Raw genomic sequence first — 25,005 nt, 5'->3', positions numbered from 1 at the left:
CTATGTCGCAAAAGATTATCCTTTTTGACGGAGTTTGTAATTTGTGCAATGGCGCTGTACAATTTGTTATTAAACATGACCGGAGATCAGTTTTTAAATTTGCAGCTATACAAACTGAAGAAGGCAAAAAATTGCTTCAGAAATTTAATATTGATCCTGCAAAAACAGACTCCTTAATTCTTATAGCAAATGATAAAGCATATATAAAATCTACCGCTGCTTTGCAAATTGCTCGTCATCTTGATAAAGCCTATCCACTTATTTATGGGTTTGGCATAATTCCCGTGTTTATTCGCCACGCTGTATATGATCTGATAGCCAGAAACCGCTATAACTGGTTTGGAAAAAGAGAAAGCTGTATGATGCCTACGGCGGAATTAAACTCCCGATTTTTATAGTAAATTATTCGATTTTTTACTGTTTTAAGCAGGTTTTCAGTTATTTTTAGAGAAAACTAAAAGTATATGAGATTAGCATTACCTGCATTATTTACCCTCTTTTTTTGCCTAAATATCGCTCTGGGAGCCGAAAAATCTCCTGTTTATAAGGAATCTTCGATAGAACGAGTTACCGTTTTTTTACAGGGCGCCACAATTGATCGCACCTCACAGGTGTATTTAAAATCTGGGGTAAATGAATTGGTTTTTAACAATCTGTCTCCAGATGTGATGGAAAGTAGTATTCAGGTTTCCGGCCTTAAAGATGCAACTGTTCTCTCTATTCAATTTAATTATAACTATCTGGAAAAGAAAGCCGCTTCTGCGGAATATACCAGTTTAGACAATGCGCTTGACCAATTGCTTTTTCGTAAAAACGAAATACAAAACACCATAGAAGGGTACCAGCAGGAACTTAATCTGCTTTCTAAAAACGATAGAATAAACAGCGATAATACAGATTTAAATCTCGAGAAAGTAAAACAGATAGCAGAGTACTACCGCCAGCGCACAACTGAAATTAAGAACAACATTTACAAACAAAAGCAAGAGTTGGCAGATCTTGAGGAAGACATACAAGATCATCGTAGTGAGATGCAAACTATAGATTCTTCACGCAAAGAACGCAGAGGTGAGATCACTTTAAAATTACAAGCAGAACAGGCAACCTTATTAAATCTGGAGATTTCATACATAATTGAAAATGCAGGCTGGTTTCCGGTTTATGACATTCGCGCAGCTAACACTTCTGCTCCTATTTCGCTAGAATATAATGCTAACGTTTATCAACAAAGCGGTATCGACTGGAATGATGTAAAACTTGTCCTCTCTACCGGCGACCCGTATACAGATAATTTAAAACCAGAACTAGACCCAAAATACCTCAATTTTGTAAGCCGAAATTACAGAAGCTCTACAGCAGTTAATCGCAGTAATTTAAAGTATAATCCCACTATTCGCTACGTGACGGGAGCGGTAAAAGATAACGCCGGACTGCCATTACCCGGTGTGAATGTAATTGAAAATGGCACTTCTAATGGCACCACCGCAGACTTTGACGGTAATTATAGCTTACGAGTTTCTAACGGGAGATCATTAACCTTTTCTTATTTAGGTTTTAATACTGAAGATGTGCCTATTTATGCCACCAGAATGAATGTACAACTAGAGACTGATAATGAGGCTCTAGATGAAGTTGTGGTAACTGGATATGGTAATGAAGATTTAAGCAGAAAACTTCAAGGGAAAGCAGCAGGTATTGTTATAAGAGGCGCAAGTAGTATTTCAGCGCCGAAAATGCAGTATAACGAAAACGTACAAACCAAAGAGGAAAGTTTAACTAATACTCGTTTTGAGATCAAAAAGCGGTACACCATCGTTTCAAATCCTGATATCACCACAATTGAGATCGATAATTTTGAACTTCCTGCCAGCTATCAGCACTACGCGGCACCAGAACTTAATGAGAACGTTTTTCTTACTGCCACAGTTACAGACTGGGAAAATTATGATCTTTTGCAGGGAGAAGCTAACATCTATTTTGAAGGTAGTTATGCCGGTAAGACGCAAATTAGTCCGGTAGCAACATCAGACAGTTTACAGCTTTCATTGGGTGTAGATCCCAATATTATTGTGACCCGCGAGAAGCAGGATAATTTTAAAAGCAAATCCTTTTTAGGTGGCAGCAAAATCGTTGCAAAAGGCTATAAAATCGAGATAAAGAACAATAAATCGACCGCTATCAATCTGCTGCTTGAAGACCGCATTCCTATCTCGCAGAATAAAGAAATTAAAGTTTCTGAGGTTGAAACAGCAGACGCCATCTACAAAGAAGAAACCGGCATTATGCAATGGAAACTTGATATTCCGCCTAAAGACAGCATTACTAAAGAATTCTCTTTTGAGGTACGTTACCCGCGTGGTCAATATATAAATCTATAAAACACAATTATGAAAGCGCCAGACCTTTTAATTTTTGATGTAAATGAGACATTGCTTGATCTCACCCCACTAAAACTAAAAATAAACAAAGCATTAAAAAATGAGTCGGCTTTTGAAATTTGGTTTCGCACCTTGCTGCATTATTCGCTGGTAGAAACAATCACCGGCGGCTACCCAGATTTTAGCACCATAGGAAAAGCTACTTTTAAAATGACGGCTCAACAGTTTGAGATTGAGATCGCAGATGATGAAGCCACATCCATTTTAAGCCAAATAAAAAATCTGCCGCCGCACGATGATGTAATTGAAGGACTTAAAGCTTTAAAAGAGCAGGGATTTACTCTTGTTGCCCTAACAAACGGAAATCTTCCAACAGCAAAAGAACAATTAGCTTTCGCGAAAATAGACACGTTCTTTTCAGATATTTATAGTGTAGACAGCGTGAGCAAGTACAAACCACATCACGAGACTTATGAATTGATCTATACCATTTTTAACAGAGAACCAGAAAATACACTAATGGTCGCCGCTCACGGTTGGGATGTTACAGGGGCTATGCGCGCTGGTTTACAAACGGCATTTATAAACAGACCTGGTAAATTCCTGTACCCATTAGCAGAAAAACCGACTTTTACGGCCAAAAATCTGGTAGAACTGGCTAAAAATCTCGCTGCTAATAATTAACCGGTTATTTGAGGTTTTCAAGTATAAAATCGAGTTTTTTATGCGTGTTTTTGTTTTTTTCAAATGAAAAGGAATCGTGCGTATTAGGTACAGCCAGACCTAGTTGTAATAATTTTTCAATTGTAGGCGCATAATCCTGAGTTACTTTTCCGCTAAGTAATAGTTTGTAGTTTTCTCCCTTTTGATACGCATCATAGATCTTTTTCAAGCCAGTGAGGTAAACAAAATCTTTTGTGAATCCGCCACCGCGGTGTGCTCTTAAAGTTATAGACCACGCAGTTTCTCTATCTAGTTTATATTGACTGTACAGCAAATCAAAAGTGTCTGAAAAAGCGTAACCTTTTATTAAACTATCTGCAGCAATTACGCGATAAGCCAACTCTTTCATGCGTTTCATAGTAAGGCAACCGCTCATATACTCGCTAAAAACAGCCAGACCTTCCTGAGTTTCAGTATTGCTTACAAAGCCGTTTGAGAAGATTTTTAACGGCTGTTTTTTGCCATTAAAAGTAGTGACCATGTGCACACCTATCTCATGGTTTGCAAGAACTTTTAGTTGATTTTCACTAAATTTATGGTTCTTTTTAAGAACAAGAGTTTCAGAGGAATTAAGCACCATGGCCGCCGCCGAAATATTGGTAGATTGCTTAATGTTGAATTTAAAATCGTATTGTTTCGCGAAAGTTCTAAAATAGGCTTCGGCTTCATCTGCATTAAAACGCGGGAGCATTTCGTCTAGACCTTCCTCATTAGCAAAATGCAAAATAAAGCGGGCATTTTCTACATCCCGTTCTTTAGGTGTACCAAAAACCTTAAGGCAATTAAAGTAAAAGCGCTTACCCTGACCTATGCTCTCAATACATTGTATTAGACCAGAATATTCATAGATAATCTCCTCATATAACCTGCGTATCTCTTCATCATGTATACGCTCAAGACGCTGATTGAAGAATAACCGCTGCATTCTGTAGGGATCAAATTTGAGTTTACGATATTTAAATTGAGGGTTCTCAGTATATTTTGAAGCAAAAAATCGTTTCTTCTCGAGCTCGATGTTTAAAGGATTGAGGTAGTTAAGCAACTCAATATCCCGCACAAGCCTGTCTAGATTTTGATCTAGTTCAAACAAATGTGAATTTACATCTACGCCTTCTGCAATCATATTTTACAATTTGCGGCAAAGGTAAGATTTACAAGACAATCCACCGAATTTAGCTATTTCGCATTCTTATAAAAATAAGTGGCGTGTTGCTCAAGAATAGGCTTTAGCTGCATTTTTATAGCTTCTGTCACTTCAGGGAATATGACGCCGTTAAGCTCATCGCAGTAGATTTTAGAAAACTCAGTCGCCAGCACCAATGTGTTTTTAAAGTGTTGAGTTATATATTTTAAGAAATACCCATTACCCTGAAATGTGTCGTTTATCGCAGAGGTGGTCCTAATATCATAAGGTAATTTAATCTGTTTGAGATCATCCCGCCATGCTTTCGCGAAAGCTGAAAAGCGCTCGTTATCTATATTAGATGTACCTAAATTAATAACAGGTACTTCCCGCTCCCACCGCTTCCTGTTGTATGAATGCATATCATAAACGATCACTAGTTGATGAATTTCTTCAAGCTTTTTAATCAGGGCATTTACCACTTGATAAAAAGCGTTGTGCTTATTGAGACTTTTATTTTTTTCTTCTAGAGAAAGCGGTTCTCGCCAAAGTTTTTTACCCCAGGCATCTTCATAGATAGCGTTGTCAGGATCCCGATTTAAATCGTACTCAAAACGACTATCTCGACCGGCTAAAACAATAGGCTGATTTTCTACAATATACTTAGTACAAGGATCTTCCTCATACCAGCGGTCATATTCTGAGTGCAGACAGTTATCCCATAATTCTTTCCTAAACTGATGACCGTCATGTACTGCAGCACATACGTAGTGGGAATAACTTTTAATATTTAATGTAAAGGAGTAGTCTTCTGCTACAGCGTTAAATATTTCTTCCTGTTGTATTTTTGCGATGATGTGTTCTATAGGAAGGCGCTGCATAGTTTATAAATTAAGCTTCATCTACATGCTTACGCAGTTTTGCCCTTCTATCTAGTCGGGTTACTTTAGATATTACCATGTCTTCAACAAAATTGATCACTTTTTCATGTAGTTTCAATTTATAAACCCTGTTCATATAAGTGATACCACCCGGACTCATAACATTAACCTCAACCAGCATTCCGTTTATCACATCGATGCCTACAAAATAAAGTCCATCTTTTACAAGTTTAGGACCTATACGGCGACATAATTCTTTTTCCTGTTTTGTTAGCACATGTTTTGCTATACTGCCGCCAGCACTTACATTAGAGCGGTGGTCATCTTCTCCCGGCACACGACGCATGGCACCAATGGGTTTTCCGTTAAGTAATAAGATACGCACATCTCCCTGGTCTGCTCCTTCAATATAATCCTGCAAGATTACATAATTAGAAGAACCATCTTTATTGTTAATGTAAAAATCAAGCAGCGAACTAATACTGTTCATGGCACTTTTCTCGATCAATATCACTCCTGAACCTCCAAAACCATTTAGCGGTTTTAAGATCATTTTATCTTTAGTAGATTCTTTTATGATTTGGGTTAAGTACTCTTTATTTTTAGTTACGTGCGTTTTAGGAATAAATGTATTTTGCTCATCTTCAAAAACTGCAGTGTACAATTTATTGTTTGCTCTTCTTATACCATCAATACTATTCATGATAAACACATCATCTTTAACTGAATCTAAGAAGTTGAGCATTATCGTGTCCAGCGGCGGATTGCTACGCAAAATGATAACATCAAACCCAGCTAATGGTAACATCTCATCTCTAAATTTAGCTTTTGCATGAAATGCTTTTAAAGTTGGCGGCACCTTTTCCTGCCTTAATATAACTTTACAGAAGGCAAATGTTACACTATCTCTAATGGTTAAGTTAGCAGGTGTAGTTGTGGCTACACCATGTCCTCTTTTTACACATTCACGTATTAGCGATAAAGAAGTGTCATCTTCGGGTTTCATATCCTGCCAGGGATACATTAAAAAGCATACATTCATTTGATATCTTTTAAGAGATAATTAAAATCTTTTAAAGATAGAGAAAAGCAGCTTTATTGAGCTTTTAATTGGCCGAAACACTAAAATTATCAAAACCACCGTAGTCATCTGCGCCATTTTGCTGAATGCGTACACGTAATGCAACCGAAGATGTTCCTGCGGGAATTTCTACTTCTACAGACCCCTCAAGTGATCTGTCACTTTCTCCTTCAATAAGCTGTTCTTCAGGTTGGTCTATCCCATCGATCACAACCGTATAAAAACTGTCATCACTATTATCAAATTCAAAGAATTCATAATCAAAAGATATCGTCACCCCATTAGGCGCCAGTGAAGTATCTACGGTATCAAAAGTTAGAGTTGCAAAATCGCCTGTTCCATTTTCACCCTCATCGTCAAGATCGTTAAAACCAAGAAAGTTATTGGTTAAGGTTGTTATATCTGTAAAATTAGAATTGTCTGTTATTCCATAAAAACCATCATTACCATTATCAAAAAATGGAATATCACTTTCATAACCCCATGAATCTGCCGAATCAAAATTCTGCGCCACATTGGCAAACCCTATATTTTGCAGGCAATAGACATCCTGCCAGGAATCTCCATTCCATATTTGTAAACAATATTTAGAATCATCGGGATCGTTTACAAACACTAAAAGACCAATATCGTCACTATCTGGCTCAATAAGATCACGCTGTTCTATAGTGACACGTGGTGGCATCAACCCTTTATAATCTGTTCCGTTAGAAGTACTGCTTACTTCGAGCATAGAAGCTTCACTAGGATCAGTTGTTCCTATGCCCACCTGAGCAGATAGAATTGAAAATGATAAACAAAAGAAAAAGAGTAAATATATCTTCATACCTAATAATATTTTTGAGGATTAGGTAGGAAAAGTTCAAAATGAAGGGAATATGCTAATAGTTTGGGTATTTAAAAATACTAATAACTATATTGTATACCTGAAGATAATATGTTAATATCGATATACTTACAAGTATATTCGATTAGGCTTTTATTTCTCGTCTATGTCAAAAGCTGCATCCGGATCTTTATTAGGCGTATGGTGTATCATGCCCTCACCCTTTGCTATAATTGAAGAAACCGTAGCATCACCTGTTACATTTACTACCGTTCTGCACATGTCGAGAATACGATCTACAGGTAAGATAATTCCTATCCAGGCAGGATTCAACCCAACTGACTGAAGCACAATAATTAACATAACGAGACCGGCACTAGGCACTGCTGCAGATCCAATTGAAGCAAGCGTCGCCGTTAAAACGATGGTAAGTTGTTGACCTAAAGTAAGATCGATCATGTGTAATTGAGCAAGAAATACCACAGCCACAGCCTGATAAAGACAGGTACCGTCCATATTTACAGTCGCACCAATTGGAAGCACAAAACTAGTTATCTTTTTATCTACCCCAAGATTATCTTCAACACATTCCATCGTTACCGGTAAAGTAGCCGCACTGCTGGAAGTTGAAAATGCAAGGGCTTGTGCTGGGCCCATTCCTTTAAAGAAATCTGTGTATGATATAACTCTTACGAATAATTTTACGAGCATAGGGTAAATTAAGAAAACCATTAATCCTAAACCAAGCAGAACTGTAAGCGAGTACCAACTAAGCCCTTTAAATATCTCTACAACTTTACCTAAATCGTCCCCGGCCATTTTACTCACAACGCCCGCAAGCAAAGCGAATACAAAAAATGGAGCGGCCTGCATTACCAGATCTACCATTTTTAAGAAGACTTCCATAATGCCATCTACAGCGCGAGTGATGGGAGCCGATTTCTCATTGGGAATAAAAAGCAGGCTTATACCAAAGAATAATGCGAAGAAGATGACCTGCAGCATGAGGCCGTTATCACCTAATGCCTGAAAGAAATTCTGAGGCACCAGATCTACTAAAGGTTGCAGAGGCCCAGATTCTTTAGCCTGATTAGCAGTGCTCATTTTATCGCTTACCGCAGCATCATTAAGTTCTGCTCTTGAAAGGTCTGAGATCTCGCGAGCACGTTCCATAAATTTGGGATCCTGCAGGTAATTTACACCATCTTTTATCTGCAAACCCTGTGAGTCTGCCCAGATCTCATAACTTATCCTGTTATCTATACGACTTGCATCATCTACCCATTTACCCGGTTGTATAAGATTTACCAGCAAAAGACCTAGAGAAACAGCAAGAATAGTAGTTATTAAATACGCCAGTAAAGTCTTTCCTCCCATTCTACCTAAACTAGAAGGATCACCAATATTTGCAACACCATTAATTATAGAAAACAGCACAAGTGGTACAGCTATCAATTTTAATAAATTGATAAATATTGTCCCAAAAGGAGCGATCCAGTCTATCGTAAATTCGCTCCACCCTAACTGACTGGATAATAAAGCCCAAATGACCCCTAAAACAAGTCCGATAATAATTTTCCAGTGTAGGGCGATTTTTTTCATATAAGAGGAGTTTTTAGTATAGTTTAGACCGATTTTCTATTTAAAAATGCCGATTTTAGGCTATATTTTTGAGGTTTTATCCAGCAAAAGGTAATCTGCAAGAACCAGCGCTGCCATAGCTTCTACTATAGGCACAGCCCTTGGTACAACACAAGGATCATGTCTTCCTTTTCCCTGCATTACTGCTGCATTACCTTCTTTATCTATTGTGGGTTGATTTTGCATGATGGTAGCAACAGGTTTAAAAGCAACTCTAAAGTAAATGTCCATCCCGTTGCTTATTCCGCCTTGTACGCCACCGCTCAAATTGGTTTGTGTGGTTCCATCAGCATTAAAGAGATCATTATGATCACTTCCTTTCATTTTAGCACCATCAAAACCGCTCCCGTATTCAAAACCTTTTACAGCATTTATTGAGAGCATCGCTTTGCCTAATTCAGCATGTAATTTATCAAAGACAGGCTCACCTAATCCCACCGGCACATTTTGTATTACGCACATCACTGTACCGCCTATGGTATCTCCTGCTTTGCGAATTTCTTTTATTCTGTCTATCATCGCTTTCGCGAAAGCGGGATCTGGACAGCGGATGTCATTAGATTCTATCTGTGTAAAATCGAGTTCCTGATAGGGCGTATCCATCCTAATATCACCTACAGAATCTACAAAAGCATTAATCTTAACCCCTTTTAAAACCTGCTTTGCAATTGCACCTGCGGCAACCCTGCATGCGGTTTCTCTGGCAGAAGATCTACCACCGCCGCGATAATCACGCACGCCGTATTTTTTATCATACGTATAATCTGCATGAGATGGTCTGTAGGTGTCTTTTATATGGCTGTAATCGTGTGATTTTTGATTGGTATTCACAATATTGAAACCAATGGGCGTTCCTGTGGTTTTCCCTTCAAAAATTCCTGAGAAAAACTGAACCGTATCTGGCTCTTTGCGCTGGGTAACAATTTTAGATTGCCCAGGTTTACGCCTTTCCATATCTGTATTTACAAGATCAAGATCTATCTCAAGCCCAGCCGGGCAGCCGTCTATAATACCGCCTATTGCCTCGCCATGAGACTCACCAAATGTTGTTAGCTTAAACAGCTTCCCAAAGGAATTTCCTGCCATAATTTATGTTTGAACGACGAAAATAACAGCTTTTGAGCAGAAAATCGCATCTTACCCAAGCTAATTGTTTACAACTGTGTTAAAAGCTGTTTTTAATTTAATATTCTCATAAAGTTACAATAACAATAAAGGGTGTTATTTGATACAAACAGTAAAGCTTGAAGCGAAAAGTTGAAATTGTAGTCCTTTCAGATGTGCATCTGGGCACATATGGTTCTCACGCACAGGAGCTCCTCTATTATCTTGATAGCATAAAACCGCGCACGCTTATTCTTAATGGCGATATCGTTGATATCTGGCAGTTTAGAAAAAGATACTTTCCTAAATCACATATGCAGGTTCTTAAAAAGGTTATGGCTCTTGCCACAAAAGGAACGCGTGTATATTATATCACCGGCAACCATGATGAGAAGCTGCGCAAATTTAGTCCCGTGCGGCTGGGCAATATTTCTATTATAGATAAACTTGTGCTTAATCTTGATGGTAAGAAAGCGTGGATTTTTCACGGTGATGTGTTTGATGCTTCTATACAGCACACAAAATGGATCGCAAAACTTGGCGGCTGGGGATACGATTTTCTTATACTTTTTAATCGCTTTATAAACTGGTGGCTGGTACGACTGGGAAAACCAAAATATTCCTTATCAAAGAAAATAAAGAATAGCGTAAAAAAAGCGGTGAGTTTTATAACAGATTTTGAAGTTACTGCCGCCCAACTCGCCATAGAAAATGATTTTGATTATGTGCTTTGCGGGCATATACATCAGCCACAAATGCGGGAAGTACATCACAAGGGTGGTTCTTGCCTTTATCTCAACAGCGGGGACTGGATAGAAAATCTTACCGCCCTTGAATACAACAATAGCGCCTGGTCACTTATGGAATATGAAAAATTAAATCTTCCCAAGCCAGTTCCTGACGAATCCCTCAACACTGAAGTTGATCCGGAGGCTTTGCTGGCTTCAATTACTCTTTTTGCTAAATAAATAGTTTAAACTTTTATTCAGCTACTTTTAAAAACACCTCTTTGTCAATACAATTTTGTAAAGGCCCACAAGGAACCTCCTTAGATTTAGGAACAATCTTACATTTATAATTTATTTAATCTAAAACCTCAAGCTTAGCAAATCGCAGTAAAAGCTTTTTAATTCCGCCTTTAGCGAAATTTATCTCTGCTTTTTGATCCTGCCCTACACCTTCTATTTTTACAACTTGTCCTCTGCCAAAGCGAGAATGCTCAACATGTGTACCTTCTTGCAATTTACCATTATAATCTGGTGGTGGCGTTGAAGGTGAAGACGGCTTTATTTTACGCAACTTTTGCAATTGATCTTCCGTTGGCATACCTGCTCGCGGTGGAGTACCACTTTGCGGTTTGGTCTGTCGTAATTTACTCTTATCTACATCGCCAAAGATATCGCGATCTATCAAAGGTTTATACCTGTAAGAATCCATAGGAGTTTGCATATCTAGATACACCTCATCTATTTCTTCTATAAATCGGCTGGGTTCTGCATCTACCAGCTTACCCCATCTGTAGCGTGATTCTGTATAAGTTAAATACGCTTGTTTTTCAGCTCTTGTTAACGCAACATAGAATAACCTGCGTTCTTCTTCTAATTCACTTCGAGTGTTCATACTCATAGCGCTGGGAAAAAGATCTTCTTCCATACCCACAATATAAACGTAGGGAAATTCAAGACCTTTGGCCAGGTGAATGGTCATAAGTGAAACACGGTCATCATCACCTACATCTTTATCCATATCTGTCGCAAGCGCAACATCTTCTAAAAATTCTGTAAGTGAACCGTCTGCATCTGCTAGTTCCCGTTGCCCTTCTACAAAATCTTTTATACCATTAAGTAATTCTTCTATATTTTCTATACGGGCAATACCTTCAGGCGTTCCGTCTTTTTTCAACTCCTGCAATAAACCTGTCTTGCGAGCCACTTCTTCTGCGGTTACAAAAGCATCAGCATTTTCAGCAGTTATCTGAAAACTTCTGATCATATTGACGAAGTTGTACAGCTTATTTTTTGTACTGTTATTGATTTGGATCTGGATGTGATTGATATTTTCCATCACTTCAAAGATGGATTTATCATACTGTTTTGCAGCCAGGATCAACCTGTCAATAGTAGTGTTTCCTATACCGCGAGCAGGATAATTGATAACCCGTTTTAGTGCTTCTTCATCTTTAGTATTCACTAATAAGCGCAAATAAGCGAGTACATCTTTTATCTCTTTACGCTGATAGAATGAGAGTCCGCCAAAAATTCTATACGGTATATCACGCTTACGCAAAGCATCTTCCATTGCACGAGACTGTGCATTAGTACGATACAGAATAGCAAAATCGCTATGCGGAAGTTGTTGATTCATCCTATTTTCAAAAATAGAACTTGCCACATATCTTCCTTCCTCACCATCTGTAGGCGAACGATGCACTATAATTTTAGGCCCATCATCATTTGCCGTCCATACAACCTTGTCTAGTTTAGTCTTATTTTTATCTATAACAGAATTTGCTGCTTCTACAATATTCTTTGTAGATCTGTAATTCTGTTCCAGACGGTACACTTTAACATCGTCGTAATCGCGCTGATAATTCAGGATATTATTAATGTTAGCTCCGCGAAAAGCATAAATACTTTGTGAGTCGTCACCCACCACACAAATATTTTGATAACGATCTGCAAGTGCTTTTACGATCAAATATTGCGAGTGATTTGTATCCTGGTACTCATCTACCAGAATATATTGAAAACGCTTTTGATATTTTGCCAGCACTTCAGGAAAACGAGCCAAAAGCTCATTGGTTCTAAGCAATAAATCATCAAAATCCATCGCGCCCGCCTTAAAACAACGGTCTACATATTCCTGATAAATTTCGCCCAGGCGGGGTTTTTTCGCCATAGCGTCTGCTTCAACTAATTCAGCATTTTGAAAGTAGGCCTTAACCGTTATCAGGCTGTTTTTATAGGAAGAAATACGAGAATGAACTTGCTTGTACTTGTACACATCTTTATCTAGCCCCATCTCTTTGATGATTGCAGAAATTAGACGTTGAGAATCCTGAGTATCGTAGATCGTGAAGTTAGATGGAAAGCCCAGATGATGCCCTTCTATGCGTAGAATCTTGGCAAAAACAGAGTGAAATGTTCCCATCCACAAATTTTTAGCCTCACTGTTTCCTACAATAGTACCAATACGCTTTTTCATTTCGCGTGCCGCTTTATTGGTAAAAGTGAGCGACAGAATATTAAAAGCATCTACACCCTTACTCATCAAATACGCGATACGCATTGTAAGCACTCTTGTCTTACCAGAACCCGCTCCTGCAATCACCATCATAGCGCCGTCCTTTTGTAGAACGGGGGCGCGTTGAGCTTCATTTAATCCTTCTAAATATTTATCCAAAACAAGCTTTTCTTTAGTGCGTGAAATTAAGCAAACTTGATGTATTGGGTAAGTTCATCTCTTCATTTTTATAAACAGAAGAAATCGAACCATTCTTTATCATTTTTTTAAATATCTTTAAACTTTATTAAAAAATACAGATGAAAAAACCCCTTCTTATCCTTTTTGCCTTATTTATCGCAATTAATAGTTTTGCTCAAGATCATGTTAAGGGCAAAGTGATAGAAAATTATGGAACCACATTTAGCGTTCCTAATCCAGATTTTAAAACAGATACAGATCTAATATTTAAAGTTGTCTTTGACATTGCAAAAGCTCCCGAAAATCCGGCCGATTTAAACCGATATTTCAATACTGTAGCCCGATTTTTAAATATGCATGAGAATGCCGGTATTCCGCAGGAAAATCTAAAACCGGTAATGGTAGTTCACGGTGAGGCTGCAATGGGTTTACTTAAAAATGAATTCTATAAAGAAAAATACGGTGTAGATAATCCCAATCTTGACTTGCTTGAAGCGCTGCATGCTGCCCAGGTACCCGTTATCCTATGTGGCCAAACCGCCGGAAGTAAAGGTCTAACTAAAGAAAACACATGGCAATATGCTCAATTTGCACTCTCTGCGATGACAGCATTAATTCAGTTACAGAATAATGGTTACCAACGAATAACCTTTTAAAACCAATTTATGATCAAAAATTACTTTCTCTTAGCACTACTAGCTGGTGGTAATATGATGCTGGCTCAAACAGCAGATAAAGAACTTATGGCATCCGCCGAAGTTCTTGAAGATCAGGTGATCGAGTGGCGTCATGAGATTCATGAACACCCAGAGCTTTCTAACCGCGAATTTGAAACTGCCAAAAAAATAGCCGCGCATCTTAAATCTCTAGGTATTGAGGTGCAAACCGGTGTTGCAAAAACCGGTGTTGTAGGCATATTAAAAGGTTCAAAACCGGGAAAAACCGTCGCATTACGTGCAGATATTGATGCTTTACCGGTGACAGAGCGTAACGATCTTCCTTTTAAAAGTAATGTTACAGCAAACTTCCTGGGTCAGGAAACAGGCGTTATGCACGCTTGTGGTCATGACACACATGTAGCAATTTTAATGGGTGTTGCCGAAATTCTTTCAGAACATAAAGACAAAATAAACGGTACGGTGAAATTCATTTTTCAGCCTGCTGAAGAAGGGCCACCACCCGGAGAAGAAGGTGGTGCTAAACTTATGATCAAAGAAGGTGTTCTTAAAAATCCTGATGTAGATGCGATCTTTGGTTTACATATAAATTCTGCTACTCCGGTAGGTACTATACGTTACAAACCCGGCGGAACTATGGCAGCGGTAGAACGCTTTGTTGTAAACGTAAAAGGAAAACAAACACACGGTTCTGCTCCCTGGAGCGGTGTAGACCCTATTTATATTTCGGCTAAAATAATTGATGGTTTTCAGTCTATAATTAGTAGGGAATCTCCGCTAGTTGAAGAAGCAGCGGTGATTACTGTAGGAAAGATTACCAGCGGTATGCGTTTTAATATTATTCCGGAAACGGCTGAAATGATTGGCACTGTACGAACCCTTGACCCTGAAATGCGTGAACTCATCATACACCGCATGACTGAAATGACAGAAGGTCTGGCCAAAACCTATGGAGGTAGCGCCACTATAGAATTTCAAAATAATACTTCTATCACGTATAACGACCTTGCACTTACTGAGCAAATGCTACCCACATTGCAGGAAGTAGCCGGTACAGATCATGTCGAACTTGTAAAAGCAACAACCGGCGGTGAAGATTTTAGCTACTTCCAGGAAGAAGTTCCCGGATTTTACTTTTTTCTTGGCGGAATGGCTCCAGGGAATACGGAAGCTTACCCACATCACACACCGGACTTTATGATTGATGATGACGGACTACTACTTGGTGTTAAAACAATGACACAACTTACTATAGATTATCTAAACGCCCAATAATTACATTAAAAAGGCTGTGTGATAATTTTAGTAAAAGTCATTCTGAATTTATTTCGGAATCGCATCATATTTTGCAATAAATGTGAACCTGAAACGAGTTCAGGTTGACTAACAAAAGTCATACAGCCTTTTTTTCAATCCAACCCTTCCTATGAAAAATTTATTATTTACAGCTGTCTTGCTATGCTCTACCTTATTATTCGCTCAAGTTGAATTTGAAAAAGCAATTGAAAATATTGAACCCAAAGTCATTGAATGGCGCAGAGACTTTCATGAACACCCAGAACTTTCTAATAGGGAGTTTAATACCGCCGAAACAATTGCCAAACACTTAAAATCTCTTGGCTTAAAAGTGGAAACAGGAGTTGCAAAAACCGGAGTAGTAGGTATTCTTGTGGGTAAAAAACCAGGTGAAGTACTCGGTTTACGGGCAGATATTGACGCGCTTCCGGTAACAGAACGCGGTGATCTTCCGTTTAAATCTACTGTAAAAACCACATATTTAGACAAAGAGGTTGGCGTCATGCATGCTTGTGGTCACGATACGCATATCGCGATCCTGATGGGGGTTGCAGAAGTTCTAGCCAAAAACAATGATTTTGCCGGAACCATAAAATTCATTTTTCAACCGGCAGAAGAAGGCGCTCCCGCAGATGAAGAAGGTGGGGCAGAATTAATGGTTAAAGAAAATGTACTTAAAAATCCTGATGTAGATGCGATTTTCGGGCTTCACATCGCTGCGGGTCAGCCAGTGGGTAGGATTGCATATAAATCTGGCGGAATTATGGCGGCCGCACAAAGCTTTGAAATTAATGTAAAAGGTAAAGCAAGCCACGGTTCTACCCCATGGACGAGCGTTGATCCCATAATGGCTTCGGTTAAAATAATTGATGGTTTACAGACAATTATTTCGCGTGAAGCTCCACTAACAGAAGAAGCCGCAGTTCTCTCAATAGGTAAGATTAGTAGCGGGGTGAGAAATAATATTATTCCTGAAAGTGCTCAAATTCTGGGAACGCTGCGCACGCTTGATTATGATATGCAAGAACTTATCAATCGCAGAATGAAAGAAATGGTGCCTGCTATAGCTGCAGCATATAGAGCAGAAGCTACTATTGACATCCCAAAAGGAACTCCTATTGTTTACAACGATCCTGATCTTACGGCAAAAATGCTACCTTCTTTTGATAAAGCTGCCGGAGCAGAAAATGTGCATATAATAAAAGCTATTACAGGAGCAGAAGACTTTTCTTTCTTTTCAAATGAGATTCCCGGTCTTTACTTTTTTCTGGGTGGTAGTCCTGTTGATGCAAAAGAAACTGCACCTCATCACACTCCAGATTTTTATATTGATGAAAGTGGCTTACTTTTGGGCGTCAAAACCTTCATACAAATGACGGTAGACTATTTAGGACAATAACCTATTTTTTATGACCCCATTTCTTGATTTTCTTGCTACCATGCCCTGGTGGGTATGGCTGCTCGCTGTGCTTGTAATTATTACAATACGCGACATCTTCTTTAATAAATCACATACCATAACTCACAACTTTCCGCTGGTGGGTCACATCAGGTATATGCTCGAGAGCATTGGCCCAGAAATACGACAATATCTGGTTGCCAGTAACCGTGAAGAATTACCTTTTAACAGGATCGAGAGAGGATGGATCTACGCTTCCGCGAAAAATGAAAATAACTATGAAGGCTTTGGTACAGATCAGGATATCTACAAGCCCAATTATATTTTTATAAACAACGCCATGATGGCGTATAAACTACCTGCAGAACATCCTAATGCAAAAGACCCCTACTTTTTGCCCTGCGCAAAGGTAATGGGTGGTTTTAATAAAAGAAAAAGACCCTTTAGGCCCAGCTCAATAATCAATGTTTCGGCGATGAGTTTTGGATCATTATCTGCACGGGCGATAGAATCCCTTAACCGCGGTTGCGAAAAAGCCCACGCTTATCACAATACAGGAGAGGGCGGACTATCACCCTATCATAAAACCGGTGCAGATGTTATATTTCAAATTGGAACCGGATATTTTGGTGTACGAGATGAAAATGGTGGCTTCTCGCTAGAAAAAATGGTAAAATTAGTTGCTGAAAATCCGCAGATACGAGCGATTGAAGTTAAACTTTCACAAGGCGCAAAACCCGGAAAAGGTGGAGTTTTACCCGCATCTAAGATTACTCCTGAAATTGCCGAAATACGCCACGTGCCCTTGGGTAAAGATGTACTTTCTCCAGCCACACATTCTGCTTTTGATGGTGTTCCCGGTATGATCAACTTTGTAGAAGAGATCGCAGCAGCCACGGGTTTGCCCGTAGGTATTAAAGCAGCAATAGGTAAATTAGACCAATGGCGCCAGCTCGCTGTTGCAATGGCTGAAACCAATAGCGGACCAGATTTTATCTCAATAGACGGTGGCGAAGGCGGTACAGGTGCTGCTCCTCCCAGTTTTGCAGACCATGTCTCTTTGCCGTGGGTTTTCGCATTTAGCGATGTTTATAAAATTTTTAAAGAATACAAGCTTACAGACCGAATCGTATTTATAGGTAGCGGTAAACTAGGTTTTCCTGCCAAAGGAGCGATGGCGTTTGCAATGGGGGCAGATCTTATAAATGTTGCTCGTGAAGCCATGATGGCCGTAGGTTGCATACAGGCGCAATCCTGTCACAACAATACGTGCCCATCTGGCGTTGCTACTCAAAACAAATGGTTGCAGGCAGGAATTAATATTCCTGAAAAGGCAGATCGTACCCATTACTATTTTAAGAATTTTAGAAAAGAACTTCTTGAAATTACGCATGCCTGCGGATATGAACATCCTGCGCAAATGAATATGGAAGATGTTGATTTTAGCCTGGGTGATAAAAGTCTCGTACAACCGCTGGCAAATTCATTTGGTTATAATAAAACTCCTGTTAAATTTGAAAGTATGAAAGCCTTGCAGGATTGCCCGCATTTGGGTGGTCACTATAACAAAGAAAAAGCGGAGAAAAAAGCCAAAAAAGCAGAGCGAAAAGAGGAAATTAGATACTAAAATGGAAGAGAATTTATTACAGATATTAATCGCAGTAGGCCCGGCAATCGTAGTGGGCGTACTGGCATATTACTTTTTTAATCGGTTTATTGAGAATGAGGACGGCAGACGCCGATTTCTTTTACATAAAGATATGCAGGCAGATATTTTACCGGTGAGACTTCAGGCATATGAACGCTTGACTTTATTCTTAGAACGCATTGCGCCGTCACAATTGCTATTGCGTGTTGCACCCTCAGATACTAATAAAAGTTCTTATGAAAAACTGTTGATCGCAAATATCGAGCAGGAATTTGAACACAATCTCGCACAGCAAATCTATATGAGCGACGAATTATGGAATATCGTAAAGTCGGCTAAAAACGGAACCATCAAATTAGTTCGTGGGAACGCTTTAAAGCCCGAAGTAACTACTTCAAATCAATTGCGCGAAGCTGTTTTAAAAGAGATTCTTGACAAACCGGCTCCTACTGTAGTCGCTTTAGAATATTTGAAGAAAGAAGTAAAAGAGCTTTTTGGATAAAATTTAGACTTCTAAGTTTAAGGTTTTATATTTAAGGTTCTACTGATATTTATTTAAAATTCCCAGAACGTCTTCCTTGTAACTTCTGCTTATAGGTATGGAGTGATTGTTTACAATTACGTATTCATTTGTAAACGATTCAATATTAGTAATTGATACGATAAAAGACCTATGTGTGCGCAAAAATTGTTCTTGCGATAATTTTTCTTCTATAGCACTGATTTTTTCACGTATTGTGATACATTTTTGGGCGGTGTGTATTTTGAGATAATCACTGAGACTTTCTATGTAATAGATCATATCAAAATTAAGCTTAATCATTTTTCTATCAACGCGCACAAAGATGAATTTTGATTCCTCCTTTCCTGTTTGCTGAATTTGATTTTCCTGATTCCAGAAGGTATCTTTAAAATGACTAATTGCTTCCCATAAACGCTCAAAAGAAATAGGTTTTAATAAATAATCTACGGCATGAAGGTTAAAGCCATCAATAGCATATTCACGATATGCTGTTGTAAAAATAATTTTGACGTTGTTATTGATAGATCGTGCAAATGAAATTCCAGAAATTCCAGGCATATTGATATCCAGAAAAATCAAATCTATATTTTCTGTAGAGATAAGATTAAAAGCCTCTGTCGCATCAGCGCAATACCCAATAACATCAACAGCATCTATCTTTGATAGATGACTTTGCAAAATCTCTCTGGCCACAGGCTCGTCGTCAACTACAATGCATTTGATCTTAGTTTTCATTTAATCTATGTGCTGTACTATTCAAATATAAATCAACTATAAAGAAATGAATTTCATCTTTAATTTCTAGTGTATATCCCTTTTTATAAAGAATGCCTAAGCGTAGTTTAATGTTCTTTAATCCCAGCCCACCGTTAGTTTCGATTGCAGAAATATCAGTTCTTTTTTCATTTTTCAAATAAAAGTGAATTTGCTTCCCCTCTACTTTAAGATGCATTTTTAGATTATCGCTTTTGATTTTTCCATGTTTAAAACTGTTTTCCACAAAAGGCAGCAAAAGCATAGGCGCAATTAATATTTCATCGTATTGCTCTCTGTTCTCAAGTAGAATGCATTCTCTTAAGTTTTCGCCTAAGCGAAATGCTTCTAAAGCGATATAATCCTCTATGTGATCTATTTCTTCTTTTAAGGTAATTAATGGCTTATTTGTCTGATATAAAATATAATCCAGCAGTTTTGAAAGTTTTAAAATAAGTTCTGGTGTGTTTTCATTTTGGGCTAATGCAAAACCATAGATTGTATTTAATGTATTAAATAGAAAATGTGGATGAATTTGCATTTTAAGTTGATTAAGCTGTTGTTCACGTAATTGCAATTGGGTATTTAAAATCTCATTTTCTAAAGCTTTCTTTTCACCTAAAGTTTGATAATTATGCTTAAGAAGGCTAAAAGCACAGGCTACCGCAACAACCAGATAAACCGCTATAATTATGAATAAAATGCTCTTTTTTATAGGGAAAGTTTCCCATGGCATTCCTGAGAGAAAAACAACACCATAAAAGCTTGAAAAAATTATAAAAGTTGCCGAAAATATTAAAGTATAAATACTGTAACCTATAAACCAGATGTATTTTTTCTTCAGTAGATAATCTGGTATAAGAAAATATACAAATACATAAGTGACCGCAATAGTGGCGGGTAATAGAAAACAAGAAAATTGAAAAACGATTTTAAAAGTTGTCTTTTCCTGACCGAAGAAAAAAGTATAGAAAAGCAATACGGCGAACCAAAAAATACCGTGTAGCAGTATCTTTTCACCCAAATATTTAAATAGCTTTAAAAACTTCATCTAACTTTCAAAGTTGACTTATAAAATTTACAATTCAAAAATTACGAGATGAATGACTGTTTTAAAGCTGGATATTGCAGCGTTGGACAATTATCAAAATCAATTTAATGCAAAACTGTCAAATCCATTCTAAAAATGGTAGTTGGTCGCAAATTTTTAAAAGTCAGAAAAAACAGATTTAGTTTTGATCCTGTCAAACTTTAAAAAATATAAATATGTCTGCTTTACTTATTTTAGTGTTACAAGAACAAGGATTCTTTACCCAATTGGGAAACCGCATACAAGAAGGAGGAACATTCCCTATGACGCTTATCCTTATTTGTTTTGGGCTGATGCTTTTTTTAATTGCGCGAGCTGTCATGCAACTTAAAGCAACCCAGCCTAAATTTAAAAAAGCGATTAGCCTTGTAAATCAGATTGCATTGCTTGCCTTTGTTATAGGTTTTTTTAATCAACTAATAGGATTAATTCAAGTTTTCGATGCCTTTGAAGCTGTGGGAGATATATCGCCCAGTTTACTGGCAGGTGGTTTAAAATTAACTTTCCTACCAGGTATTTTTGGCGGATTTACTTTTATTCTTGGCCGATTAGCAACCTTTATTCTCACCTGGATACGTACTGAAGATCTGGAAAAGTTAAAAGCTGTAGAAAATAATTAGATAAATCCTTTATTTTGATTTTATAACGCCTCATCTCAGTTTTCCTACAATCCAGAAATTAAAGTATGTTTTATATACCCGTTTTTACAGCGGTTATATTTTTTCTATATGGTATTTACTAACAAGAGTTTGAAGAGAAATCAGCTGAATATTATATAATCACTTTGCGCTCATTCCTCTTCGTTTCTACAAAAACCTCCCTTTTCTCATCAAAAACTCGCTTTTTTAATTGAAAAATTGATTAGTTACGAAAAACCTCGTCTTAATTTATTAGGAAAAAGTATATTAGTAATTCAAAATACATTTTGAATAAACCTTAAATGATAAAAAATGGAGGATGAATTATTAATAGATTATGCTAGTAAAGCAACCAGATTTGGTAATTACATTATAGATGCGATTTTATTTTCTATTCTTTTTGTAGTCGTGCATATATGGTTGCAGTCATTCGGGTTAGTTGAAGAAAAGGGTAATTCTTTATTACGTTTATTGAATCAAGCTATTCTTTTTGTAATGTACTACATAATTTTTGAATACGCATTTTCACAAACACCCGGCAAGTTCATTACTGGAACAAAAGTTATAGACGAAAACGGAAATAAACCTGATTTCAAAACTTTAGTTGTTCGTAATATTTGCAGACTAATTCCTTTTGAAGCAATCTCCTTTTTAGTTTCAGATACAGGATGGCACGATTCTATTTCTAAAACTTACGTGATAAATAAGGGAAATATAAACTAGATTACTCAGCCCGCTTCCAGATCCTTTAATTTATTATCCTGCGCTAGTTTGGCTTTTTCAGCCGCGTAATCCCACCCCTGCTGCCACCAGTTGGTCATTAATTTTTTATTGAAAATCAAACTGTTTTCGGTGAGTTTTGAAGGAGTATAATACAGGTTTAAAGGCACCTCTTTATTGATCGCGGCAAGTTTACCTACCACCACATCGTGATATTCTACCTGATCCATTAAAAAACTAAAGAGGTTTACCATGAGAGAAAATGGGTTTTTACCCAAAATCTTGTTATGCTCCATATTTTCAGATTCCAGAATAATGGCGTCCACCTCTGTCGCTCCTCTGCGAATAGCTTCACGAATTGGTACTATACAGCCAAAACCGCCGTCTGCATACTCATTTCCGTTTTTCTTGACCAATGACATAAAAGGCACGTAATTGCAGGAAATCCAGACCCACTCGCAGAAATCCTCATAACTGCAGTCATCCATAGATTTATATTCAACACTATTCTTTGTGAGGTTAGAAACAGTAACGATCACATTTTTAGGACTGCGTTTTACATATTCAAATTCTTCGCGGGAGAAATTCTTTTTGATATTCTTTAGCAGATTTCGGCTTTCGCCAAAAGTTCGTTTACGCCTTATAAATTGCCAGATTGTATTAAAATAATTGATAGACACATATTCCCGGTTTCCCTTCTGTTTAATATTAAAAGGATTTACATCAAAAATAGTGTGCTGGTTCACTTGTGTATACATCTCATAAGCCCGGTTAATTTTATTATTGGCGAGTTGTGAGATGAGCAAACTACCGGTAGAAGTGCCTAAAAACATATCATAATTATTCTTTTGCTCTTCTATAAGATACTGGGCTACCCCGCCCGCAAAGGCGCCTTTACTCCCACCACCTGAAATTACCAAAGCTTTCATTGCTGTAGTTTTTTATTTAAAAAATCGGTTTCCTTTCGTGGTAAACCGGTTAGATCATTGAGCGCTGTTCTCCACTTAGGATCTTTAAGCAACATATCAAGAATTGATCTTGAGGATTGAGCAAAACGCCAATTATAATGTACACAAGCGGAAACGAGATTATCCAAACTTTGCGTCTCATACAACTGTAATTGATACAAATATTGAAAAGCATGCTCCCTCACTTCAAACGGAAATCTGGAATCTGTATAATTTAAAAGCTTTGTATATCGCGCTTCGCGGTTTTGACTATCATAATCGGGCGTAGCCATTGTAAGAGCGAGCCACAGCGTTTCTATATTCCTGTCTGAAAATCCGTTGATTCCAGCGAGCTTTTTAAGGTATTTTGACCGATTTTCGGGGAAAGAAATCCATAATTTGTACAGAGCAGTTTCTTTTGTTACATAAGAATCATCATCCAGCAAAGTCTCAAATCCTGCTTTTAATTCCTGCGGAACCGTCTCCAGTGAAACAGCAATCGCCTGGCGCACAAATAAATTATTTGATTCAAATCCTGTTTTGTACAATGGCAATGTCTCGGTTAAAGGTTCACTGGCTAATTGATAGATTGCTTCCTGCCCAATGTAATCATTGGGAAGAGTAAGTGCCTGTGTTAGTAGCTCTTCTTTTTGATCGAAAGGAATTTTACGCAGTCCGTTGACAAGCAGATAATCTTTAATGAAGGATGATTCTTTAAGGGATTCAAGTGCTTCTGAAGCCTGAAAAGCAGATTGATTAAGCCAGTTTTTTTGAAAATCGGTCAGGTCTTTCCCGCTGGCCTCTTCCGCGGCAGCGATAAAATCTGAAGTTTCTACATTGTCAAATTTATGTGCTTCCAGATAATTTCTGATAGCTGTTTTAAAGGCTTCATCCCCTATCTCTTCTCGTAAAATGTGCAACGCCCAGGCTCCTTTTTGGTAAAAAGTAAGCGAACTCGCACCGCTGTTCAATAATTTTTCGCCCTTGCCTTGATCGCTTAGTTCCTTTAGCTGCTCTGCAGTTTGATAGAGTTGCCAATAGAAATAATCCTCTCCAAAAATCTCCTTTTCGGCTAGAAAAGCATAATACGTCGCAAAACCTTCCTGCAGCCAGTGATGCGTCCCAGATTTTTCGGTCACCAGATCGCCAAACCACTGATGTGCCAGTTCGTGCGCATTTACATTTACATAATTGCGATCTGTAAAGCCAATGCTATCTACCATAAATGTATCGCTAAAAATGGTCGCGGTTGTATTTTCCATCCCGGCGTAGAGAAAATCTTTTACGGGAATTTCCTTATAATTTTGCCACGGAAAAGGAACGCCTATTTCGTTTTCAAGAAAGTCAAAAATCTGCTTAGAATAGCGATAAGTAGGTTCAACTTTTAAAGAATCTTCAGGATAATAATACAACTCTAGCGGAATTCCGGATTCTGAAACAAGAACTTCTTTATCATAATCACCTGCGGCGAAAGCTACGAGATAACTTGCCATAGGATGTTGCATATCGTAATTCCAAGTTTTGCTTTCTCCCTTTTCGGAAATATCAGTTAGTTTACCGTTTGCCATTACCTGAAGCATTTTAGGCGCTGTAATATTAAGATCAAACTCGATCTTATCGTTCATATCATCAATACTAGGCAACCAGTTTGAGGTGTATTTGCCCTGACCCTGCGTCCATATTTGTGGTTTCCCCTCGTTGTTTACAAAATAAAGCGCACGGTCTGGCTTTGCAGAATAGTTGAGCGAAATGTCATAAGTTTCATTCGCTTTAAAGCTTTTTTTGAATATCAAATGAGATTTATCAAAGCCGGATTTTAGCTTCTTTTGACCGATTTTTGCCTCGAAAGAAGTGATATTTTTAGCATCCAGATAAATGGAATCTGTATTTTTTTTCGTTTTAAACGAAATAATCATGTTGCCGGTTACGGTTTCTTCTTTAAAATTGAGAGAAATATCTGCCGTAATATGCTCAAAATCTACAACATCTGTTTGCTGGCTAAATGCAGAAAATGTAAAAAGTACAAATAGCAGCGCTGCATATAATTTCATTTAGAACCTTTTGGTGTGACCAAATTAAGGATTTGATTTGATAAAGCAGATAAGCTGCAGTGGGTAATGCTGTTTTAACTTGG

General features: G+C 37.9%; 22 protein-coding genes. 11 read left to right on the top strand and 11 right to left on the bottom strand.

Features of this window, described 5'->3' with window-relative positions; all coding sequences use genetic code 11:
* Window positions 1–2 precede the first annotated feature (2 nt).
* The 3 genes from ACH3O9_RS12820 (at window position 3) to ACH3O9_RS12810 (ending at window position 3,062) form a co-directional block, all read left to right on the top strand.
* Complete coding sequence (locus ACH3O9_RS12820; RefSeq protein ID WP_416441043.1) at window positions 3–398, top strand: thiol-disulfide oxidoreductase DCC family protein; 396 nt, start codon at window positions 3–5, stop codon at window positions 396–398.
* A 66-nt stretch (window positions 399–464) separates the two neighbouring features.
* The gene (locus ACH3O9_RS12815; protein WP_416441041.1) at window positions 465–2,378 is read left to right on the top strand and encodes a mucoidy inhibitor MuiA family protein; all 1,914 of its coding nucleotides are present in this window, start codon (window positions 465–467) and stop codon (window positions 2,376–2,378) included.
* A gap of 9 nt (window positions 2,379–2,387) precedes the next feature.
* Complete coding sequence (locus ACH3O9_RS12810; protein WP_416441039.1) at window positions 2,388–3,062, top strand: haloacid dehalogenase type II; 675 nt, start codon at window positions 2,388–2,390, stop codon at window positions 3,060–3,062.
* Between the two features lie 4 nt (window positions 3,063–3,066).
* On the opposite strand, the gene ACH3O9_RS12805 is transcribed toward ACH3O9_RS12810, so the two are convergent.
* The 6 genes from ACH3O9_RS12805 to aroC all read right to left on the bottom strand — a co-directional run bounded on the left by ACH3O9_RS12805 (window position 3,067) and on the right by aroC (window position 9,739).
* Window positions 3,067–4,224 carry a flavohemoglobin expression-modulating QEGLA motif protein gene (locus ACH3O9_RS12805; protein WP_416441037.1) on the bottom strand — a complete coding sequence of 386 codons (1,158 nt, stop codon included), beginning with the start codon at window positions 4,222–4,224 and terminating at the stop codon, window positions 3,067–3,069.
* A gap of 53 nt (window positions 4,225–4,277) precedes the next feature.
* The gene (locus ACH3O9_RS12800; RefSeq protein WP_416441035.1) at window positions 4,278–5,105 is read right to left on the bottom strand and encodes an N-formylglutamate amidohydrolase; all 828 of its coding nucleotides are present in this window, start codon (window positions 5,103–5,105) and stop codon (window positions 4,278–4,280) included.
* A gap of 10 nt (window positions 5,106–5,115) precedes the next feature.
* Entirely contained in the window at window positions 5,116–6,147 is a 1,032-nt protein-coding gene (gene gshB, locus ACH3O9_RS12795; RefSeq protein WP_416441033.1) for a glutathione synthase, read from the bottom strand.
* A 64-nt stretch (window positions 6,148–6,211) separates the two neighbouring features.
* Window positions 6,212–7,012 (bottom strand): hypothetical protein, encoded by an 801-nt coding sequence (locus tag ACH3O9_RS12790; protein ID WP_416441031.1) that lies wholly within the window; start codon window positions 7,010–7,012, stop codon window positions 6,212–6,214.
* Between the two features lie 153 nt (window positions 7,013–7,165).
* The gene (locus ACH3O9_RS12785) at window positions 7,166–8,614 is read right to left on the bottom strand and encodes a dicarboxylate/amino acid:cation symporter (protein WP_416441029.1); all 1,449 of its coding nucleotides are present in this window, start codon (window positions 8,612–8,614) and stop codon (window positions 7,166–7,168) included.
* A 60-nt stretch (window positions 8,615–8,674) separates the two neighbouring features.
* Window positions 8,675–9,739 (bottom strand): chorismate synthase, encoded by a 1,065-nt coding sequence (gene aroC / locus ACH3O9_RS12780; RefSeq protein WP_416441027.1) that lies wholly within the window; start codon window positions 9,737–9,739, stop codon window positions 8,675–8,677.
* 158 nt (window positions 9,740–9,897) lie between these two features.
* Between aroC and ACH3O9_RS12775 the strand changes: the two genes are divergently transcribed.
* On the top strand, window positions 9,898–10,725 hold the full coding sequence (locus tag ACH3O9_RS12775) for a UDP-2,3-diacylglucosamine diphosphatase (protein ID WP_416441025.1): 828 nt from the start codon (window positions 9,898–9,900) through the stop codon (window positions 10,723–10,725).
* Between the two features lie 115 nt (window positions 10,726–10,840).
* Here ACH3O9_RS12775 and ACH3O9_RS12770 read toward each other — a convergent pair whose 3' ends face one another.
* A complete protein-coding gene (locus ACH3O9_RS12770; protein ID WP_416441023.1) occupies window positions 10,841–13,159 on the bottom strand; it encodes an ATP-dependent helicase in 2,319 nt (772 codons plus the stop codon).
* Window positions 13,160–13,299: 140 nt separating this feature from the next.
* Between ACH3O9_RS12770 and ACH3O9_RS12765 the strand changes: the two genes are divergently transcribed.
* From ACH3O9_RS12765 to ACH3O9_RS12745, 5 genes are all read left to right on the top strand, one after another.
* Complete coding sequence (locus ACH3O9_RS12765) at window positions 13,300–13,836, top strand: DsrE family protein (protein WP_416441021.1); 537 nt, start codon at window positions 13,300–13,302, stop codon at window positions 13,834–13,836.
* A 54-nt stretch (window positions 13,837–13,890) separates the two neighbouring features.
* Window positions 13,891–15,132, top strand: coding sequence for an amidohydrolase (locus ACH3O9_RS12760; RefSeq protein ID WP_416446692.1), 1,242 nt, complete (start codon window positions 13,891–13,893; stop codon window positions 15,130–15,132).
* A gap of 151 nt (window positions 15,133–15,283) precedes the next feature.
* Window positions 15,284–16,552: an amidohydrolase gene (locus ACH3O9_RS12755; protein ID WP_416441019.1), complete on the top strand. Its 1,269-nt coding sequence runs from the start codon at window positions 15,284–15,286 to the stop codon at window positions 16,550–16,552.
* A gap of 10 nt (window positions 16,553–16,562) precedes the next feature.
* Window positions 16,563–18,179 carry an FMN-binding glutamate synthase family protein gene (locus tag ACH3O9_RS12750; protein ID WP_416441017.1) on the top strand — a complete coding sequence of 539 codons (1,617 nt, stop codon included), beginning with the start codon at window positions 16,563–16,565 and terminating at the stop codon, window positions 18,177–18,179.
* Window position 18,180: 1 nt separating this feature from the next.
* Window positions 18,181–18,702, top strand: coding sequence for a hypothetical protein (locus tag ACH3O9_RS12745; RefSeq protein ID WP_416441015.1), 522 nt, complete (start codon window positions 18,181–18,183; stop codon window positions 18,700–18,702).
* Between the two features lie 39 nt (window positions 18,703–18,741).
* On the opposite strand, the gene ACH3O9_RS12740 is transcribed toward ACH3O9_RS12745, so the two are convergent.
* A complete protein-coding gene (locus tag ACH3O9_RS12740; RefSeq protein WP_416441013.1) occupies window positions 18,742–19,458 on the bottom strand; it encodes a LytR/AlgR family response regulator transcription factor in 717 nt (238 codons plus the stop codon).
* On the bottom strand, window positions 19,448–20,212 hold the full coding sequence (locus tag ACH3O9_RS12735) for a sensor histidine kinase (protein ID WP_416441011.1): 765 nt from the start codon (window positions 20,210–20,212) through the stop codon (window positions 19,448–19,450). Before ACH3O9_RS12735 ends, ACH3O9_RS12740 begins: the two co-directional genes overlap by 11 nt.
* A 530-nt stretch (window positions 20,213–20,742) precedes the next feature.
* Here ACH3O9_RS12735 and ACH3O9_RS12730 point away from each other — a divergent pair.
* Both ACH3O9_RS12730 and ACH3O9_RS12725 read left to right on the top strand, forming a co-directional pair.
* Window positions 20,743–21,186: a MotA/TolQ/ExbB proton channel family protein gene (locus ACH3O9_RS12730; protein WP_416441009.1), complete on the top strand. Its 444-nt coding sequence runs from the start codon at window positions 20,743–20,745 to the stop codon at window positions 21,184–21,186.
* Window positions 21,187–21,516: 330 nt separating this feature from the next.
* Window positions 21,517–21,927 (top strand): RDD family protein, encoded by a 411-nt coding sequence (locus ACH3O9_RS12725; protein ID WP_416441007.1) that lies wholly within the window; start codon window positions 21,517–21,519, stop codon window positions 21,925–21,927.
* 5 nt (window positions 21,928–21,932) lie between these two features.
* On the opposite strand, the gene ACH3O9_RS12720 is transcribed toward ACH3O9_RS12725, so the two are convergent.
* Both ACH3O9_RS12720 and ACH3O9_RS12715 read right to left on the bottom strand, forming a co-directional pair.
* Window positions 21,933–22,853 (bottom strand): patatin-like phospholipase family protein, encoded by a 921-nt coding sequence (locus tag ACH3O9_RS12720; protein ID WP_416441005.1) that lies wholly within the window; start codon window positions 22,851–22,853, stop codon window positions 21,933–21,935.
* Window positions 22,850–24,922, bottom strand: coding sequence for a M1 family metallopeptidase (locus ACH3O9_RS12715; protein ID WP_416441003.1), 2,073 nt, complete (start codon window positions 24,920–24,922; stop codon window positions 22,850–22,852). Before ACH3O9_RS12715 ends, ACH3O9_RS12720 begins: the two co-directional genes overlap by 4 nt.
* Window positions 24,923–25,005 lie beyond the last annotated feature (83 nt).

Origin of the sequence: Leeuwenhoekiella sp. A16 (assembly GCF_047946675.1) — a bacterium.
GTDB lineage: Bacteria > Bacteroidota > Bacteroidia > Flavobacteriales > Flavobacteriaceae > Leeuwenhoekiella.
This window is presented reverse-complemented; position numbering and strand designations above follow the sequence as displayed.

Bases quoted from the DNA above. Each gene is read 5' to 3' on its own strand.
- ACH3O9_RS12810 (WP_416441039.1), top strand. From the start codon at position 2,388: ATGAAAGCGCCAGACCTTTTAATTTTTGATGTAAATGAGACATTGCTT.
- ACH3O9_RS12715 (WP_416441003.1), bottom strand. From the start codon at position 24,922: ATGAAATTATATGCAGCGCTGCTATTTGTACTTTTTACATTTTCTGCA.
- ACH3O9_RS12815 (WP_416441041.1), top strand. From the start codon at position 465: ATGAGATTAGCATTACCTGCATTATTTACCCTCTTTTTTTGCCTAAAT.
- ACH3O9_RS12800 (WP_416441035.1), bottom strand. From the start codon at position 5,105: ATGCAGCGCCTTCCTATAGAACACATCATCGCAAAAATACAACAGGAA.
- ACH3O9_RS12725 (WP_416441007.1), top strand. From the start codon at position 21,517: ATGGAGGATGAATTATTAATAGATTATGCTAGTAAAGCAACCAGATTT.
- ACH3O9_RS12750 (WP_416441017.1), top strand. From the start codon at position 16,563: ATGACCCCATTTCTTGATTTTCTTGCTACCATGCCCTGGTGGGTATGG.
- ACH3O9_RS12745 (WP_416441015.1), top strand. From the start codon at position 18,181: ATGGAAGAGAATTTATTACAGATATTAATCGCAGTAGGCCCGGCAATC.
- ACH3O9_RS12730 (WP_416441009.1), top strand. From the start codon at position 20,743: ATGTCTGCTTTACTTATTTTAGTGTTACAAGAACAAGGATTCTTTACC.
- aroC (WP_416441027.1), bottom strand. From the start codon at position 9,739: ATGGCAGGAAATTCCTTTGGGAAGCTGTTTAAGCTAACAACATTTGGT.
- ACH3O9_RS12805 (WP_416441037.1), bottom strand. From the start codon at position 4,224: ATGATTGCAGAAGGCGTAGATGTAAATTCACATTTGTTTGAACTAGAT.
- ACH3O9_RS12765 (WP_416441021.1), top strand. From the start codon at position 13,300: ATGAAAAAACCCCTTCTTATCCTTTTTGCCTTATTTATCGCAATTAAT.
- gshB (WP_416441033.1), bottom strand. From the start codon at position 6,147: ATGAATGTATGCTTTTTAATGTATCCCTGGCAGGATATGAAACCCGAA.
- ACH3O9_RS12760 (WP_416446692.1), top strand. From the start codon at position 13,891: ATGATGCTGGCTCAAACAGCAGATAAAGAACTTATGGCATCCGCCGAA.
- ACH3O9_RS12785 (WP_416441029.1), bottom strand. From the start codon at position 8,614: ATGAAAAAAATCGCCCTACACTGGAAAATTATTATCGGACTTGTTTTA.
- ACH3O9_RS12820 (WP_416441043.1), top strand. From the start codon at position 3: ATGTCGCAAAAGATTATCCTTTTTGACGGAGTTTGTAATTTGTGCAAT.
- ACH3O9_RS12755 (WP_416441019.1), top strand. From the start codon at position 15,284: ATGAAAAATTTATTATTTACAGCTGTCTTGCTATGCTCTACCTTATTA.
- ACH3O9_RS12735 (WP_416441011.1), bottom strand. From the start codon at position 20,212: ATGCCATGGGAAACTTTCCCTATAAAAAAGAGCATTTTATTCATAATT.
- ACH3O9_RS12790 (WP_416441031.1), bottom strand. From the start codon at position 7,012: ATGAAGATATATTTACTCTTTTTCTTTTGTTTATCATTTTCAATTCTA.
- ACH3O9_RS12740 (WP_416441013.1), bottom strand. From the start codon at position 19,458: ATGAAAACTAAGATCAAATGCATTGTAGTTGACGACGAGCCTGTGGCC.
- ACH3O9_RS12720 (WP_416441005.1), bottom strand. From the start codon at position 22,853: ATGAAAGCTTTGGTAATTTCAGGTGGTGGGAGTAAAGGCGCCTTTGCG.